Annotated in this window: 12 protein-coding genes; 7 read left to right on the top strand and 5 right to left on the bottom strand. The window is 70.6% G+C overall.

What is annotated here, in order from left to right; genetic code table 11:
• Positions 1–26 precede the first annotated feature (26 nt).
• Positions 27–1,715 carry a tannase/feruloyl esterase family alpha/beta hydrolase gene (locus Q5425_RS41990; RefSeq protein WP_308678018.1) on the bottom strand — a complete coding sequence of 563 codons (1,689 nt, stop codon included), beginning with the start codon at positions 1,713–1,715 and terminating at the stop codon, positions 27–29.
• 148 nt (positions 1,716–1,863) lie between these two features.
• On the opposite strand from Q5425_RS41990, the gene Q5425_RS41985 reads away from it, so the two are divergent.
• Positions 1,864–6,192, top strand: coding sequence for a GH92 family glycosyl hydrolase (locus Q5425_RS41985; RefSeq protein ID WP_308678017.1), 4,329 nt, complete (start codon positions 1,864–1,866; stop codon positions 6,190–6,192).
• Between the two features lie 97 nt (positions 6,193–6,289).
• Here the strand turns inward: Q5425_RS41985 and Q5425_RS41980 are convergent, their stop codons facing one another.
• Entirely contained in the window at positions 6,290–7,264 is a 975-nt protein-coding gene (locus Q5425_RS41980) for a WYL domain-containing protein (protein WP_308678016.1), read from the bottom strand.
• A 93-nt stretch (positions 7,265–7,357) separates the two neighbouring features.
• Here Q5425_RS41980 and Q5425_RS41975 point away from each other — a divergent pair, with 93 nt between their 5' ends.
• The 3 genes from Q5425_RS41975 (at position 7,358) to Q5425_RS41965 (ending at position 13,078) form a co-directional block, all read left to right on the top strand.
• On the top strand, positions 7,358–7,753 hold the full coding sequence (locus Q5425_RS41975; RefSeq protein WP_308678210.1) for a RidA family protein: 396 nt from the start codon (positions 7,358–7,360) through the stop codon (positions 7,751–7,753).
• A gap of 79 nt (positions 7,754–7,832) precedes the next feature.
• Positions 7,833–10,955 carry a GH92 family glycosyl hydrolase gene (locus tag Q5425_RS41970; RefSeq protein WP_308678015.1) on the top strand — a complete coding sequence of 1,041 codons (3,123 nt, stop codon included), beginning with the start codon at positions 7,833–7,835 and terminating at the stop codon, positions 10,953–10,955.
• Positions 10,952–13,078: an FUSC family protein gene (locus tag Q5425_RS41965; protein WP_308678014.1), complete on the top strand. Its 2,127-nt coding sequence runs from the start codon at positions 10,952–10,954 to the stop codon at positions 13,076–13,078. Before Q5425_RS41970 ends, Q5425_RS41965 begins: the two co-directional genes overlap by 4 nt.
• Before the next feature lie 22 nt (positions 13,079–13,100).
• Here Q5425_RS41965 and Q5425_RS41960 read toward each other — a convergent pair whose 3' ends face one another.
• The 3 genes from Q5425_RS41960 to Q5425_RS41950 form a co-directional block, all read right to left on the bottom strand.
• On the bottom strand, positions 13,101–13,730 hold the full coding sequence (locus Q5425_RS41960) for a DUF4360 domain-containing protein (protein WP_308678013.1): 630 nt from the start codon (positions 13,728–13,730) through the stop codon (positions 13,101–13,103).
• Between the two features lie 476 nt (positions 13,731–14,206).
• Positions 14,207–14,572, bottom strand: a complete 366-nt coding sequence (locus tag Q5425_RS41955; protein WP_308678012.1) for a VOC family protein — start codon at positions 14,570–14,572, stop codon at positions 14,207–14,209.
• Positions 14,569–14,967 carry a nuclear transport factor 2 family protein gene (locus Q5425_RS41950; protein ID WP_308678011.1) on the bottom strand — a complete coding sequence of 133 codons (399 nt, stop codon included), beginning with the start codon at positions 14,965–14,967 and terminating at the stop codon, positions 14,569–14,571. The genes Q5425_RS41955 and Q5425_RS41950 overlap by 4 nt, the downstream gene beginning before the upstream one ends.
• Positions 14,968–15,062: 95 nt before the next feature.
• On the opposite strand from Q5425_RS41950, the gene Q5425_RS41945 reads away from it, so the two are divergent.
• The 3 genes from Q5425_RS41945 to Q5425_RS41935 all read left to right on the top strand — a co-directional run bounded on the left by Q5425_RS41945 (position 15,063) and on the right by Q5425_RS41935 (position 17,318).
• On the top strand, positions 15,063–15,497 hold the full coding sequence (locus tag Q5425_RS41945; protein WP_308678010.1) for a MarR family winged helix-turn-helix transcriptional regulator: 435 nt from the start codon (positions 15,063–15,065) through the stop codon (positions 15,495–15,497).
• Positions 15,498–15,622: 125 nt separating this feature from the next.
• Positions 15,623–16,609: a malate dehydrogenase gene (locus Q5425_RS41940; RefSeq protein WP_308678009.1), complete on the top strand. Its 987-nt coding sequence runs from the start codon at positions 15,623–15,625 to the stop codon at positions 16,607–16,609.
• A gap of 127 nt (positions 16,610–16,736) precedes the next feature.
• Entirely contained in the window at positions 16,737–17,318 is a 582-nt protein-coding gene (locus tag Q5425_RS41935) for an ATP-dependent Clp protease proteolytic subunit (protein ID WP_308678008.1), read from the top strand.
• Positions 17,319–17,322: the final 4 nt, after the last annotated feature.

Raw genomic sequence — 17,322 nt, 5'->3', positions numbered from 1 at the left:
ACGACGCCGGACCCGCGAGACCCGTTTTACGGAGCGACCGGCCCCGGGAGGCCGTACAGCTTCTCCCCCGCCCAGTGGACGACGTCGCGCACCGGCGAGGACGGCGGGGCGGGCCGGAAGTTGGCGGCGTCGTCGATGCTGCCGGTGCCGTCGTAGACCGCCCGCTGCGGGTAGGCGAACACCGGCCGGGTGCGGGTGACGTCGCCGGCGTCGTCGCGGCCGGTCGCGGTCACCCGGGTGGGTGCGGTGCCGCGCTCGACCCAGGTGACCAGTTCGCGCAGCGGGTCGAACTCGGTGAGCGTGGTGCCGCCGCCGCAGTGGTAGAGCGACGGGACCATGAACAGCCGCGCCCAGTCCTGCGGACGGCCGTGGGTGAGCCGCTGGTAGTAGTCGAGCGTGCCCGCCGGCGGGATGGCTTCGTCGTTCCAGCCGTGCCAGAGCAGCAGCTTGCCGCCGCGCCGCTGGAACGCCGACAGGTCGAGGCTCAGCGCGTTGTAGCGCACGCCGACCGGGGTGAGCCGGTCGAACTCCGCCCTGGTGAAGGCGAAGGTGTCGACGGTGGCGGCCGGCGCGCCGATCGGGTAGCCGAGGTAGCGCAGGTAGTTGTCGGCGAGGTTGCGGGCGAAGGCGAAGCCGCCGGTCTCCGGGGTGGCGATGATCCAGCCGGCCCAGGACAGCTCGGACCCGGGCAGCTGGCCGCCGGGGTAGAGCAGCGTGCCGTGGGCGTCGGTGGGCGGCGAGTACAGCTTGCGGACGACGACGGCCTGGGCCGGGGTGAGGCAGGACGGCGTGTGGGCGCCGGTGCAGGTCAGCGTCGCCGGGTCGAAGCGGCAGGCGCGGGGGTCGTCGAGCTGGCCGTCGGCGAGCCCGTCGAGGCGGTCGCAGGCGGCCAGGACGGCGTTGTGCAGCGCGGGCAGCTTGGCGGCGGTGAGGATCGGGCTGCCGTCGGCGGCGCTGTTCACCCGCGCGAGCCAGGTCTGGTACACCCCGAGCAGCGGGCTCCAGTAGTTCGCCGGTGCCCCGGCGTCGATGCCGTCGAAGTCCGCCGGGTACCGCTGGGCGAGCAGGAGGCCTTCGCGGCCGCCGTCGGAGCAGCCGCTGAAGTAGGACTTGCGCGGCGGGGCGCCGTAGAAGGCCTGGATGATCGCCTTCGAGGCGCGGGAGACGACGTGGGGTGCGCGGAACTCGAAGTCGTTGCGGGCGGCCTGGTCGTTCGCGCCCCAGCTGCCGTCGTCGACGACGGCGGGGGTCTTGCCGACGTGGCCGTCGTCGGTGGCGGCGACCGCGAAGTCGCCGCCGTGCGGCAGGCAATCGGCGAAGGCGGGCGGGGTGACCACGCCGCAGAAGCCGCCGCAGCCGTACTGCAGGTAGCGCCCGGAGTAGGTCTTGGTGGGCAGCCGCAGTTCGAACCGGACGGCGGGTTCGACGTAGCCCTGCACGTCGCAGTATTCGGGGTCGACTGCGGTGGCCGCGACTGCAGATCTTTCGGGGGTCCGGGTGGCGGAGCCCCCGGCTCGGAGCGAAGCTCCGGTTGTCACGGCCGCCGAGGTGACGTGCGTGGTGGCGCCCGGGAGGGCGAACCCGCGGACCAGGTCGGCGCAGGCGAGCACCGGCCGGACGGTGGATTCCGGCGCGGCGACGGCGGCCGCGGGGGTGAACGTGGTGGTGGCGAGCGTGAGTGCGGTGATGGCGGCGAAGATCTTGACGGGTCTCATCGGTCCCCCGGTTTCCGCGTTGTCTGATTTTGGCCAGGTTTGCCAGGCGGTCTTGACATCGATGTCACCCGCGCGTTTCCCTTCGTTGGCGCCGCCGGTCCCGCCTGCGCGGCGCTGCTCAAATCCGCCCTCCGAGCTTGGAGCAACGATGCCCCGAAGCGCCAGACCGCCGGTCGCTTTCCTGGTGACCGCCGCCGTGGTCGCCGCCGGCCTGGTCGCCCTCCCCGCGGCCTCGTCCGCCGCCGAAGACGCCCTTCCCCCCGACTTCTCGTCCTCCTTCGAGGCCGGTGACGTCCAGCCGACGTGGACCGACACGGTCGACACCGACGCGGCGGGCCGGCCGCGCGCGTCCGGGATCAACGGCGCGAACGGCACCGCCATCCCCGGTGACGTCCGCGGCAAGGTGACCGAGACCGGCGCCAGCAGCGAGAACTCCGGCGGCGGCGAGGTGGTGTCGAACCTCGTCGACGGCACGACCGACACGAAGTGGCTGTCCTGGGACCCGACCGCGTGGGCGCAGATCACGCTGTCGGAGCCCACCTCGATCACGCACTACGCGATCTCCTCGGCCAACGACTTCGACAACCGCGACCCCCGGGACTGGACGCTGCAGGGCTCCAACGACGCTTCGGCCTGGACCGACCTGGACAAGCAGACCGACCAGGCGTTCACCGAGCGGCTCCAGCAGAAGGACTACAAGCTGGCCGCGGCGACGCCGGCGTTCAAGTACTTCCGGCTGGACATCACGCGCAACAACGGCGGGCCGATCCTGCAGCTGTCGGAGCTGCTGCTGGCCAACGACGAGCCCGCGCCGCCGCCGCTGCCGAACATGCGCAGCTTCACCGATTCCGGCCCGACCAGCGGGTACACGAACAAGAACCGCGTCGGCTTCACCGGGCTCAAGGCGTTCCGCTACTCGGGCAGCCAGACCGCGGACGGGCACGGCTGGTCCTACAACAAGGTCTTCGACGTCGACGTCCCCGTCGTCGCCTCGACCGAACTGACGTACAAGGTGCAGCCGCAGTTCATCACCGGTGACCTGAAGTACCAGAGCACGAACGTGGCGATCGACTTGGTCTTCACCGACGGCACCCGGCTGCGCGACCTGGGCGCGACCGACCAGTACGGCTTCCCGCTGACGCCGGAGGGCCAGGGCAAGAGCAAGGTGCTCTACACCAACCAGTGGAACCTGGTGCGCTCGGCGATCGGGACGGTGGCCAAGGGCAAGACGGTCGACCGGATCCTGGTCGGCTACGACAACCCGGACGGTCCCGGCTCGCTGCAGGGCTGGCTGGACGACGTGAAGATCTCGGCGACGCCGACCCCGCCGGCCAGCACCCGCCCGACCGACAACGTGCTCACCACGCGCGGCACGATGGCCAACGGCACGTTCTCCCGGGGCAACAACTTCCCGGCCACGGCGGTGCCGCACGGGTTCAACTTCTGGACCCCGGTGACCGACGCGAACGCCGACAACGGCGACGTGCGGTGGATGTACAACTACCACAGCCAGAACAACGAGCAGAACCTCCCGGAGCTGCAGGCGTTCAGCGTCAGCCACGAGCCGAGCCCGTGGATGGGCGACCGGCAGACCTTCCAGGTGATGCCGTCCGCGGCCGCCGGGACGCCGTCCGCGAACCGCGATGCCCGGGCGCTGGCGTTCAAGCACGACAACGAGGTCGCTCGCGCGCACTACTACGGCGTGCAGTTCGAGAACGGGATCAAGACCGAGATCGCCCCGACCGACCACGCGGCGGTGTTCCGGTTCTCCTTCCCGGGCAGCGACTCCAGCCTGATCTTCGACAACTACAAGAACCAGGGCGGGCTGACGCTCGACACCGCGAACGGCACGCTGTCGGGCTACACCGACGTCAAGAGCGGCCTGTCGGCCGGTGCGGGCCGGATGTTCGTCTACGCCACCTTCGACAAGCCGGTCACCGCGGGCGCGAAGCTCACCGGGCAGGGCCACGACGACGTCGCCGGCTACCTGCGGTTCGCCGCCGGTGCCGACAAGACGGTGACCATGCGGATCGCGACGTCGCTGATCAGCGTGGACCAGGCGAAGAAGAACCTGGCGCAGGAGATCGCGCCGGCCGCGACCTTCGACTCCGTCCGCGACGCCGCACAGCGGGTCTGGGACGAGCAGCTGAAGGTGATCGAGGTCGAGGGCGCGTCGAAGGATCAGCTCACGACGCTGTACTCGAACTTGTACCGGCTGTTCCTCTACCCGAACTCCGGGTTCGAGAACACCGGCACGCCCGAGAAGCCGAAGTACCAGTACGCGAGCTTCGTTTCGCCGAAGACCGGCGCGGACACCCCGACGCAGACGGGGGCGAAGATCGTCGACGGCCAGACCTACGTCAACAACGGGTTCTGGGACACTTACCGCACCACCTGGCCGGCGTATTCGCTGCTCACGCCGGACATGGCCGGGAAGATGGTCGACGGGTTCGTGCAGCAGTACCGCGACGGCGGCTGGATCTCGCGGTGGTCCTCGCCGGGCTACGCCGACCTGATGACCGGCACCAGCTCGGACGTGGCGTTCGCCGATGCCTACCTCAAGGGCGTCCGCAACTTCGACGTCAAGGCGTCCTACGACGCGGCGCTGAAGAACGCCACGGTGACCCCGCCGAACAACGCCGTCGGCCGCAAGGGCCTCGACGAGGGCATCTTCCTCGGCTACTCGCCCAACACGGCCGACCACGGGTTCTCGTGGTCGATCGAGGGTTACGTCAACGACTACGGCATCGCGAACCTGTCGAAGAAGCTCTACGACGAAGCCCCGGCGAGCGATCCGCGCAAGCAGGAGTACCTGGCGAATTACGAGTACTTCACCAGCCGCGCCCAGCAGTACGTGAACCTGTTCGACCCGAGCGTCGGGTTCTTCCAGGGCCGGGACGCGGCGGGCAAGTTCAGCCGGTCGCCGCAGGACTACGACCCGCGGGTGTGGGGCATCGACTACACCGAGACCAACGGCTGGGGCATGGCGTTCTCCGTGCCGCAGGACGGTCAGGGCCTGGCCAACCTCTACGGCGGCAAGGCGGGGCTGGCGAAGAAGCTGGACGCCTTCTTCGCCGACCAGGAGACCGCAAACTTCCCGGGCTCCTACGGTGGCGTGATCCACGAGATGCGGGAGGCCCGCGACGTCCGGATGGGCCAGCTCGGCCACTCCAACCAGGCCTCGCACCACACGCTCTACATGTACGACTACGCGGGCCAGCCGGCCAAGACGCAGGAGAAGGTCCGCGAGGCGCTCTCGCGGCTCTACACCGGCAGCGAGATCGGCCAGGGCTACGCGGGTGACGAGGACAACGGCGAGCAGTCGGCGTGGTGGACCTTCAGCGCGCTGGGCTTCTACCCGCTGCAGATGGGCAGCCCGGACTACGCGATCGGGTCGCCGCTGTTCAAGAAGGCGACGATCCACCTCGCCGGCGGCAAGGACCTGGTGATCAACGCGCCGAAGAACAGCGCGAAGAACGTCTACATCCAGGGTGTGAAGGTCAACGGCAAGGCGTACTCCTCGACGTCGCTGTCGCACGACCTGATCGCGCGCGGCGGGAAGATCGACTTCGACATGGGCCCGAACCCGTCGTCGTGGGGCACCGGCCCGAACGACGCGCCGAAGTCGATCACCCAGGGCGACGCCGCTCCGGCGCCGCTGCACGACGAGACCGGTCCCGGCAAGGGGACGCTGTCCACTTCGGACGGGTCGAACGCGGGCGCGCTGGTGGACAACACCTCGCGCACCCAGGCCGCCGTCACCGGCGCCGTGCAGTACCAGCTGGACAACACCGATGAGGCCGTCACGAATTACACGCTGACGTCCCAGACCGGTGCGGGTGATCCGAAGAGCTGGGTGCTGAAGGGCTCCTACGACGGCAAGACCTGGGCGGTGGCCGACCGGCAGGAGAACCAGGCGTTCAGCTGGCGGCAGCAGACCCGGGCGTTCAAGGTGGCGAACCCGGCGCACTACGCGTACTACCGGCTCGAGGTGACCGCGACCAGCACCGGCGCGCCGGCGCAGCTGGCCGAGTTCGAGCTGCTGGGCAAGCCGGACGCCGCGTGCACTCGCACGGTGACGGGTGTCCAGTCCGGGCCGCTGTCGATCCACTCGGGCACGGTGTGCTTGGAGAACGCGACGGTGTCCGGCCCGGTCACGGTGGGCGGCGGCGCTTCGCTGATCGTCCGCGGTGGTTCGGTGAAGGGCCCGCTGGCGGCGACGGGTGCGGCTCAGGTGGTGCTGAACCGCACGAAGGTGAGCGGTCCGGTGGCGATCACCGGGGCGACCGGTCAGGTGTCGATCGAGCTGACCGACATCGGCGGGCCGGTGGCGTTGACGGGTAACCACGGGCCGGTGCTGACCTCCAGCACGGTCGGCGGCCCGCTGGCGTGCGCGATCAACAACCCCGCGCCGACGGACCACGACCTGCCGAACACGGTCCGCGGCCCGATCGCCGGGCAGTGCACGAAGATGTAGCTCTGCAGTGATGCGGGAAGGCCACCCTCGGTACTTCGAGGGTGGCCTTCCCGCTTTCGGGGTCTGCCGCGGCTGGTCGTGAGTGGTAAGGCGGGTTCTAACCCGCCTTACCACTCACGACCGGTTCTGGCGGCGGGTCGGTGTAGCGGGTGGCGATCGCGGTCGCCCGTTGGTGAAGGGCCGTGCGTAGGGACTGTGGGGCCAGGGCTTCCGCGTCCGGGCCCAGCTGCCACAGCGCCCACTCCGCGTGCCACGCGTCCTGATAGGTCACCTCGAACCGCAGCCAGCCGCCGGTCTCGGGTTCCCCGGCGCGGACCGCCACCGCCGTGCCCAGCAGGTCTTCCCTCCGGCCCGGGCGGACCCGGACCTTCGCCGTCAGGTGACCGTCGGCCAGGAAGGCGGCGCAGCGTTGCCGCCACACGCGGTTCAGGTCGACTTCGCCCGGCCGCTGGGCCGGTTCGCCAAGCGACTCGGCGGCCAGGATCCGCGACAGCCGGTACGTCCGGTCCGCGCCCGCCCTCGTCGCCAGCAGGTAGCCGCGGTCGCGGACGGTCACCAGGCCGATCGGGTCCACCGTGCGCCACTGCGGTTCCTGGCCCGTGGCCGCGTAGTGCAGACGCAGCCGCCGACCGTCGAGGACCGCGCGGCGGACCTCGAGCATCGCCGGCTGGTCCACCTCGTCGACGACGGGACGGCGGGAGAGCAGGTCCGTCTCGGGCTCGACGAGGAACCGCTCCGCGGTGGTCAGGTGCGTCTCGGGCAGGGCGTCGGCCACCTTGCGCATCGCCGACGCCAGTGCCGGGCCGAGGCCGAAAGCGCGCCCGGTGGTCAGCAAGGCCAGCGCTTCGTCGTGGTTGAAGCCGGTGAGTTCGGTCCGGAAGCCCGGGAGCAGCGCGAACCCGCCGTGCCGGCCGCGTTCGGCGTAGACCGGGACGCCCGCCGCCGACAACGCGTCGATGTCGCGCAGCACCGTGCGGGTGGACACCTCCAGCTCGCGGGCCAGCGTCTCCGCGGTCAACCGGCCGCGCCGGCGCAGCAGCAGCACCAGGGAGACCAGCCGGTCGGCACGCACGCCGAGACCGTAGCGAATACCCGACAGAAGATGTCGTGATTCGCCGGAAAGCTCCCCGGTGCAGTACTCGCGACGAACGGAGCTGATGTGGCACTGGAACGAACGGCGGTCAACCCGGTGACGTGGTCTCATGCGCTGGGCTTCAACCAGGGGGAGGTCGTCTCGGGGCAGACCCGCACCCTCTACTGCTCCGGGCAGACGTCCACGGACGCCGAGGGCAAGCCCCGGCACGAGGGGGACATCGCCGCCCAGCTGGCGTTGAGCGTGGACAACCTGGAGGCCGTGCTCGCCGAGGCCGGCATGTCCCTGGCGAACCTCGTCCGGCTCAACGTCTACACCACCGACGTCGACGGGCTGTTCCCGCACTACGGCGTGCTGGCGGCGCGGCTCGGCGCCGCCGGGGTGGCGCCGGCCACCACGATGCTCGGGGTGAGCCGGCTGGCGATCCCGGGCCAGCAGGTGGAGCTGGAGGGCACCGCCGTCGCTTGATGAGAACACTGCTGCCCGCATCGGTGCGGGCAGCAGTGTCCAACACGCTGCGCCGTTCGGCGGCGGTTACGGTGGGCGCATGTCCGACGCCGTGTTCTTCTCCTCCTTCGAAACCGGTGACCCGCAGCCGGCGGACCCCGGCCTGCACGTCGGCGGCGGCCCGGACCGCTCCCCCACGGCCAAGACCGGCGTCGGCTTCACCGGCCTGCGTGCCCTGCGCTACACCGCCCGGCCCCGCGCCGTCCTGTTCGAACTGGACGCGCCCGTCACCGGGCGCACCGAGCTGTCCTATGTGGTCTTCCCGGTGGCCGACGGCGAGATCCCCGCCTACCACGCCACCCGCGTCAGCCTCGACGTCGAGTTCGCCGACGGCACCTCCGCCGGGTTCGACCCGGAAGACGACAAGACGCTGTGGGTGGACCAGTGGAACCTCGTCCGCCGCCCGCTGGGGGCCTTCGCCGGGCGCCGGATCAGCCGGCTCGTGCTGCGCACCGACGCGCCCGGGGAGATCACCGGCTGGCTCGACGACGTCCGCGTCGCCGAACGCCCCGAGCCGCCGCGCGACGCGATCGACTGCGTCCGCACGACCCGCGGCACGCACTCCAGCGGCGACTTCTCCCGGGGCAACAACTTCCCGGCCACCGCGGTGCCGCACGGATTCAACTTCTGGACCCCCGTCACCGACGCCGGCGTGACCAACTGGCTCTACTCCTACCACCGCCACAACGACGCCCGGAACCGTCCCGCGCTGCAGGCCTTCGCGCTGTCCCACCAGCCGAGCCCGTGGATGGGCGACCGGCACACCTTCCACGTCATGCCCGGCACCGGCCCGGTCGAGCCCGACCGCCGCAAGCGCGCACTGGCCTTCTCCCACGACGACGAGACCGATTCGCCGCACCACTACGGCGTCCGGTTCGCCAACGGGATGACCGCCGACCTCGCGCCCACGTCGCACGCGGCGATCATGCGGTTCACCTTCCCGGACAAGCACGGCTGGCTGCTGTTCGACAACGTCCGCAACCGCGGCCGCCTCCGCTTGAACGCCGACACCGGGGTGATCACCGGGTACACCGGAGTCCGCAGCCGGCTGTCCGCCGGGGCGCGCCGGATGTTCGTCTACGCCGTGACCGACGCCCCGGCCACCCGCGGCGCCAAGGTCCGCTTCCCGCCGTGGCGGCGGGTCTCGGGCTACTTCGAGTTCGACGGTCCCGACGTCACGCTGCGGATCGCGACGTCGCTGATCAGCCTGGCCCAGGCCAAGCGCAACCTGGAGCTGGAGATCCCGGCCGGGACGACGTTCGAGCAGGTGAAGGCGCAGGCCAGGCGGCGGTGGCAGGAGGAGCTCGGCCGCGTCGAGGTCGAAGGCGCCACCGAAGACCAGCGGACCACGCTGTACTCCAACCTCTACCGGCTGTTCCTGTACCCGAACGTCGCGCACGAGAACACGCCGAAGGGGATCCGGCACGCCAGCCCGGTCGTGCGCCGGTGGTGGCCGAGCACCCGCCGGCGCACCGGCGCGAAGGTCGTCGACGGCGAGCTGTACGTCAACAACGGCTTCTGGGACACCTACCGCACCACCTGGCCCGCGTACGCGCTGCTCACCCCGGAACGCTGCGGCCGGATGATCGACGGGTTCGTCCAGCAGTACCGCGAAGGCGGCTGGATCGCCCGCTGGTCCTCCCCCGGCTACGCCGACCTGATGACCGGCACCAGCTCCGACGTCGCCTTCGCCGACGCCTACCTCAAGGGCGTCCGCGACTTCGACGTCGAGGCCGCCTTCGACGCCGGGCTGAAGAACGCCACCGTCACCCCGCCGCGCCGCGCGGTCGGCCGCAAGGGCCTCGAAGAGTCGATCTTCCTGCACTACACCCCGGTATCGGTCCACGAAGGACTGTCCTGGGCCCTGGAGGGGTGCATCAACGACTTCGGCCTGGCCAACCTCTCGGCGGAGCTTTCACGTGAAAGCTCGGGGGCGCGGGCCCGGATGTATGCCGACTACGCCGCCTACTTCCGCGAGCGCGCGAAGCACTACGTCCACCACTTCGACCCGGCGATCGGCTTCTTCCAGGGCCGCCACCGCGACGGCCGCCGCAAGTTCGCCCCCGAAGGCTACGACCCGGCCGCCTGGGGCGGCGACTTCGTCGAGACCAACGCCTGGAACACCGCCTTCACCGCGCCGCACGACGGGCCCGGCCTCGCCGCCCTCCACGGCGGCACCGCCGGTCTCGAAGCCAAGCTCGACACCTTCTTCGCCACCCCGGAGACCGGCCGCCGCCCCGGCGCGTACGGCGGCCTGATCCACGAGATGACCGAGGCCCGCGACGTCCGGCTGGGCCAGTACGGCCACTCCAACCAGCCGTCACACCACATCCCCTACGTCTACAACCTCGCCGGCGCGCCCGCGAAGACCCAGGCCGTCGTGCGGGAGGTGCTGCGGCGGCTCTACCGGGGCAGCGAAATCGGGCAGGGCTACCCCGGCGACGAGGACAACGGCGAGATGTCGGCCTGGTACGTCTTCAGCGCGCTGGGTTTCTACCCGCTGGCCGTCGGCAGCCCGCGCTACGCCATCGGCTCACCGCTGTTCGAAAAGGCGACCGTGCACCTCGGCGGGGGCAAGAAGCTGGTCGTCCACGCCCCCGGCAACACCGGCGAAACGGTCTACGTCCGCGGGCTCACCGTCGACGGCGAACCCCACGAGAGCACCTCGATCGCCCACGCCACCCTCGCGCGCGGCGCCGAGCTCGTCTTCGACCTGGCAACCGAACCCACCGGCTGGGGCGCCCCGCCGCCGCCCGCCGGGCACCCGGCCCCGGTCACCGACCTGACCGGCACCGCGACCAGCTCCGACGGCGCACGCGTCGGCGCGCTCTTCGACAACACCACCCGCACCCAGGTCACCTTCCGCAGCGCCACCCCGGCGATCGAATTCACCGTCACCGGCGAACCCCGCGAAGTCACCCTGTACACCTTGACCTCCGGCGCCCGCGGCGGCGACGCCAGCGCGTGGGTGCTGGAAGGCTCCGACGACGGCGTCGAATGGACCACCCTCGACGAACGCGACGGCGAGCTGTTCCGCTGGCGCTGCCAAACCCGCCCGTTCGCCCTCGCCACCCCCGCCGCACACGCCCGCTACCGGCTGCGGATCACCGCCACCCGCGGCCGCCGCGCCACCCTCGCCCAGTGGGAGCTCCTCGCCCGATGAACCACTTCCGCACCGCCGCCCTCGACCGGTTCGCGGCGGCCGACCCCGGCCTGGTCCGGCTGCGGCTGGCCGGCTCCGCCGTGCTCGGCATCGTGCTCGCCGTGGCCGCGCTGCTGCCCGCGCACGTCCCGCTCACCGTCACCCTCGTCGGCGCCATCGCCGCCATGATGACCGCGTTCACCGTCAACGACCCCACCCCGGGCGGCCAGGCCGTCACCCTGGGCCTGGCCTTCCTCACCGGAGCCGCGTCGATCACCGTCGCCAGCCTCGGCTCGGCCGTGGCGCCGCTGGACAGCATCGTGTTCGTCCTGCTCATCTTCGTCGCCGTCTACGCCCAGCGCTTCGGCGCCCGCGGCACCGCGCTCGGCTCGATCGCCTTCTTCCTGTTCTTCTTCCCCATGTTCCTGCAGGCCCACGTCAAGCAGGTCCCGCAGCTGCTGATGGCCCTCGGCGTCGGCGTCCTCGCCAACGCCGTCGTCCGGTTCGTCCTGTTGCGGCACAACGCCGCCGCCGAGTTCCTGCGCGTGCGCCGCGCCTTCCGGGCCCGCCTCGGCGCCGTCGTCCGCGCCACCGAGGCCTACCTCGCGGTGAACGGCAGCGAACGGACCCGCAAGCAGCTGCGCACGGCATTGGCTCGGCTGCACGAATGCGTCCTGCTCATCGAAGACGCCGCCCCCGACGTCGTCGACGCCCGCGCCGCCGACGTGCTGCGCCGCCGCGCCATCGAAGTCGAACTCGCCGTCGGCTGGCTGGCGATCACCGTCCAGCGCACCTGCTCCGACGAACTCACCGCCGAGGTCCGCGACGACCTCATCGCCCGCCTCGCCCGCTTCCGCGCCCTGATGGAACGCGACCCGCGGGAGCTGCCGCTGATCAGCGAGACCGGCGAATACAGCCGGATGCTCGTCGAAGGCAGCCGGATCGGCGAACACGCCGCCCCGGGCGACGGCGTTCGCAAGGCACTGGCCGAGCTGGCGCTGGCCGACGACCGCGCCCAGCGCGCCGCCGCGCCGGAGTACACCGAGGACCCACTCGAAGAGGACGAGGCCGAGCCGACGCCGAAGTTCGCCTACGACAACCGGACCCGCAGCGCCATCCAGGCCGTCGTCGGCGGCGGGCTCGCGGTGCTCGGCGGCGAACTCGTCTCCCACCAGCGCTGGTACTGGGCCGTGCTCACCGTCTTCGTCGTGTTCATCGGCGCCTCCAGCGCCGGTGCCACCTTCGTCAAAGGCGTCCGCCGCCTCGGCGGCACCCTGATCGGCATCGTCGGCGGCGTCCTGCTCGCGCTGCTGGTCGGCGGCAACACCGCCGCCACGCTCGCGCTGATCCTGGTCTGCGTCTTCGGCATGGTCTACACCGCCCGGGTCTCCCAGGTGGTGATGGCGTTCTTCGTCACCAGCATGCTCGGCCTGCTCTACAGCCTGCTCGGCACGTTCAGCCTCGAGGTGCTCTGGATCCGCGTCGCCGAAACCGCCGTCGGCGCCGCGGCCGGCATCCTCGCCGCGGTCGTCATCGTCCCGGTCCGCACCCGCTCGGTCATGCTCGACGACATCGCCGCCGTGCTCGACGAACTCGAAGAGTTCCTCGAGCACACCCGCGGCCTGCTCGCCGGCGAGGAGAACGTCAACATCATCGAACTCTCCCGCGACCTCGACCGCAGCGTCGAACAGGTCCGCACCACCATCGAACCGCTGACCCACCCGGTGAACCTCCGCAGCGCCCGCCGCGACTACGGCTGGCACGTGCTCACCACGCTGGAAACCATCGCCTTCCGGGCCCGGCACGTCGCCGCCCGCGCCCAGCCCGGCCAGCTCACCGGCACCGACGCCGACCGGCTCCGCAGGTTCACCGGGCGGCTGCTGGCCAACATCGACGTCCTCCGCAAAGCACTGAACGCCCCGGGTGGCCCCACACCCGGCACGCTCGTGCGCGACGACGGCACCCCCGTCTCCGACCGCGTCGACGCGGCCGAGACCCGGGCCGTCCTCTCCAGCCTCAGCCACCTCGACGAGGCCCTCGTCTCCCTCGGCCGCGTCTTCGGCGTCGAAGCCACCGATCCGCGGGCCCAGGCGCCGCCCCGGCCGGCCGGGGCGGCGCGGCTTCCCGCCACGCCGCCCCTCTGAGCCTCCGGTCACCCGGAGCCGATCACGGACAGGTGAGCCACGCGAAGTGGTACACCGTGGTGATGCTGCCGTCGGTCGAGTCCATCGTGACGTAGCTCGTCGTCTTCTTCGGATCCGACGTCCCGGCCGCGGCCCGCAATTCCGTGTTGATGTTCAGGTTGCGTTCCTCGCCGCACGGCTTGAAGACGATGGCCCCGACCTCCGTCGAATCGGTGAAATGCCAGTCGTCCTCGAACGGACCGGTCAGCGGATGCTGCATGTACGCCGTCGGCGAATTGCCCTGGAAATAGTAGTTCGCTCTTTCCAGGCCGGTCGCGCCCTTTTCCAGGTGCGCGAACCCGCGGTAGTCGGCCTGCGCGATTCCGTAGGTGAAGCCCTGCGGCACGTGCACCCGCAGGCCGATCTGGCAGTTCTTCCTGGCGTCCAGCGGGCCGGCCCCCACCCCCACCAACGCCGTGTAGGCGCTGTAGGTCACCGTGAACGCCGTGTTGTCCTGCGAAACCGCGACCGCCGACGTATTGGGCGGACAGCCGGTGCCGATGGCGTTGACCACGTCGATGACGATTTTGTCGGGGGGCGGAGGAGTGTTCCACGAATGCGGGGTGACCACTGAGGACAGCGTCATTACGGCAGCAACGACCGCAGACAGCATCGGAATCCTTCCCAATACATTCGAATTGGGTACGGGGGCGCCGACCATGGTAGCGAAAGGATCATGGAAGCAAACCCCGCTGAACGGAGCAACGCGCCGTAGCCGTCCCACCACACGACATTGCTCACGTTTCGACAATTTTCGAACCCCCGCATTCCGGGGAACGCGAATAAAGGGAGAGGGAAAACGATTTCGCGCCGCCGGTCCCCCGGCCGCCGGCAACGATCACCCCCGCGTCGTCCGGCCCCGCCCCAGGAGCCCCGGTGGCCCGTCCCAGCGTCCGGACCCCGACGGCGACCGCAGACCAGCCGTGATCGATGCCCACCCGGCGAACTCCTCACAGTGCCGCGCGAGGAGCGCCGTCTTCGGGCTGCCGCACCGGCCGCGGATCCCCGATCGGACGGTCGCCGAAGCCGCGGTACTGCGCGGGTCGGCCCGCAGCAGGCGGCCGGCGACCCCGATGCCCAGCCGCCCCGCTACCCCCTCGTCAGCAGTTCGAGGTTGTGACCGTCCGGATCCGCGAAGTAGACCCCGCGGCCGCCATTGAGGTTGTTGACCTCGCCCGGCCGCTCGTGGAACGGGTCCGCCCAATACGCGACGCCTGCCGCTTCGATCCGCGCCATCGCGGCGTCGAAGTCGTCGTCACCGACCAGGAACGCGTAGTGCTGGCTCGTGACCCGGTCCACCTGCAGGTAGTCCAGCGTGACGCCGTTCGCGAGCCGGACGGGCACGAAGGGCCCGGCGACCGGTCCGGTCCGCAGCCCCAGGATCCCGGCCAGGAACTCCGCCGACGCCTCGCGGTCGGTGGCGCACACGATCGTGTGGTTCAGCTCAACGCTCATCGCCCGTCACCGCCGGGGACGAACGGGGCGCCGATCGGGCTCAGGTGGATGCCGGCCAGCCGCCAGCGGCCGTCTTCGCGGACCAGCACGTGCGTGCCGCGGAACCGGCCGTTCACCGGGTTCCCCCGGTGCGTCGCGACCTGCTCGTGGACGCCGATCGCGATCGCGGCGGAACCGAAGTCCCGGACCTCGACCCCGGTCCACGCCAGCTTCTCGGTGACCAGGTCGCCGCCGCCGTAGCGCGCCAGCCACTGCTCGCGGTCCAGCACGAACCCCAGCGGCCCGACCAGGCGGAACCCGTCCGCGGCCAGGCCGGCCAGCACGTCGGTGTCGCCGCGTTCCTCCGCCGTGGCCCACACCCGGCCGAACTCGCGGATCTGTTCTTCGGTGCTCATCACGTTCTCCTTCCGTCGACGCCGAGAACGTTAGAAGTCGAACCGTTAGATGTCAAACGATTAGACCCCTAGGTATCTGCGGTAAGGTCCCGACCGTGCCACCACCCACCACCGCCCCCATCGGCGTCGTCCTCGCCCGCACCGCCAAAACCGCCGGCCGCGCCTTCGACCACGCCCTCGCCGCCGCCGGCGGCTCCCAACCCGTCTGGCAGATCCTCATCTCCCTCAAAACCACCCCCGTCGCCAACCAACGCGAACTCGCCGACGCCGTCGGCATCCAAGGCGCCACCCTCACCCACCACCTCAACGGCATGGAAACCGCCGGACTCGTCACCCGCCGCCGCGACCCCGCCAACCGCCGCGTCCACCTCGTCGAACTCACCGACGACGGCGAACAGCTCTTCCACCGCCTCGCCACCGCCGCCATCGCCCACGACCGCCGCCTGCGAACCGGCTTCACCGACACCGAGATCGCCCAGCTCGCCGACCTGCTCACCCGCCTCGCCCACAACGTCACCGACGCCTCGTGAGTGGTAAGGCGGGTTCTAACCCGCCTTACCACTCACGAGCGTGACCGGACGCACCCGACCGGCAACGCCCAGGAGGGATAGGCTCACACGCACTAGCCAAAGTCGTCTCAAGCTGGAGAACCGCAATGACCCAAGCCCCAGTCAACGTGACCGTCACCGGCGCCGCCGGCCAGATCGGCTACGCGCTGCTCTTCCGCATCGCGTCCGGTCAGCTCCTCGGCCAGGACGTCCCGGTGAAGCTGCGGCTCCTCGAGATCCCGCAGGCGGTCAAGGCGGCCGAGGGCACCGCGATGGAACTCGAAGACGGCGCGTTCCCCCTCCTGGCCGGCACCGACATCTTCGACGACCCCAAGCAGGCCTTCGAAGGCACCAACATCGCCCTCCTCGTCGGCGCCCGCCCCCGCAGCAAGGGCATGGAGCGCGGCGACCTCCTCGAAGCCAACGGCGGCATCTTCAAACCGCAGGGCGAGGCCATCAACGCCGGCGCCGCCGACGACATCAAGGTCCTCGTCGTCGGCAACCCCGCCAACACCAACGCCCTCATCGCCCGCTCGCACGCCCCCGACGTACCCGCCGAGCGCTTCACCGCGATGACCCGCCTCGACCACAACCGCGCCCTCGCCCAGCTCGCCAAGAAGCTCGGCGTCCCCGTGACCGAGCTCAAGAAGGTCGCCATCTGGGGCAACCACTCCGCCACCCAGTACCCCTCGGTCCAGCACGCCGAATTCAGCGGCAAGAGCATCACCGACGCCGTCGACCAGGCCTGGCTGGAGAACGACTTCATCCCCACCGTCGCCAAGCGCGGCGCGGCGATCATCGAAGCCCGCGGCCTCTCCTCCGCCGCCTCGGCCGCCTCCGCCGCCATCGACCACGTCCACACCTGGGTCAACGGCACCCCCGCCGGCGACTGGACCTCCGCCGCTGTCGCCTCCGACGGCTCCTACGGCGTCCCCGAGGGCCTCATCTCCTCGTTCCCGGTCACCGCCAAGAACGGCAAGTACGAGATCGTCCAGGGCCTCGAGATCGACGACTTCTCCCGCGCCCGCATCGACGCCTCCGTCGCCGAACTCGTCGAAGAGCGCGACACCGTGGCCAAGCTCGGCCTCATCTGAGCCACCCCGGCAAAAGAAGGGGCCGCCGTCACCACGTGACGGCGGCCCCTTTTCACGTTCAGCGAACACCGCACGCTCACAGCGAAACTCCCGCCCCGCACTCGATCTTCGGCCCTACCGTCGCCCCATGACCCTTCTCGCCCTACCCGAACTGCAAGCCCCCGGCCAGACCTCCACCGACTCGGTCTACGAACAGCTCCTGCGCGACCGCATCGTCTTCCTCGGCTCCGAAGTCAACGACGACGTGGCAAACCGGATCATCGCCCAGCTGCTCCTGCTCGCCGCCGACGACCCCGCCAAGGACATCACCTTCTACATCAACTCACCCGGAGGCAGCGTCACCGCCGGCATGGCCATCTACGACACCATGCAGCTCGTCAAACCCGACGTCTCCACCTGGGGCCTCGGCTTCGTCGCCTCCATGGGCCAGTTCCTGCTCTCCTCCGGCACCCCCGGCAAGCGCTACCTGCTGCCCAACACCCGGATCGTCATGCACCAGCCATCGGCCGGCATCAGCGGCGCCGCCACCGACATCGCCATCCAGGCCGAAGTCTTCGGCAAGATGAAACGCCGCATCGCCGAAATCACCTCCCGGCAAACCGGCCAGACCGTCGAACGCATCACCGCCGACGCCGACCGCGACCGCTGGTTCGACGCCGACGAAGCCCTCACCTACGGCTTCGTCGACCACATCGTCACCGGCGGCTGACCAC

This window comes from Amycolatopsis sp. A133 (assembly GCF_031082405.1).
In the GTDB taxonomy this organism is placed as follows: Bacteria; Actinomycetota; Actinomycetes; order Mycobacteriales; family Pseudonocardiaceae; genus Amycolatopsis.
The sequence above is the reverse complement of the archived record's forward strand: the minus strand, read 5'-3'. Positions and strand labels throughout refer to the sequence as shown.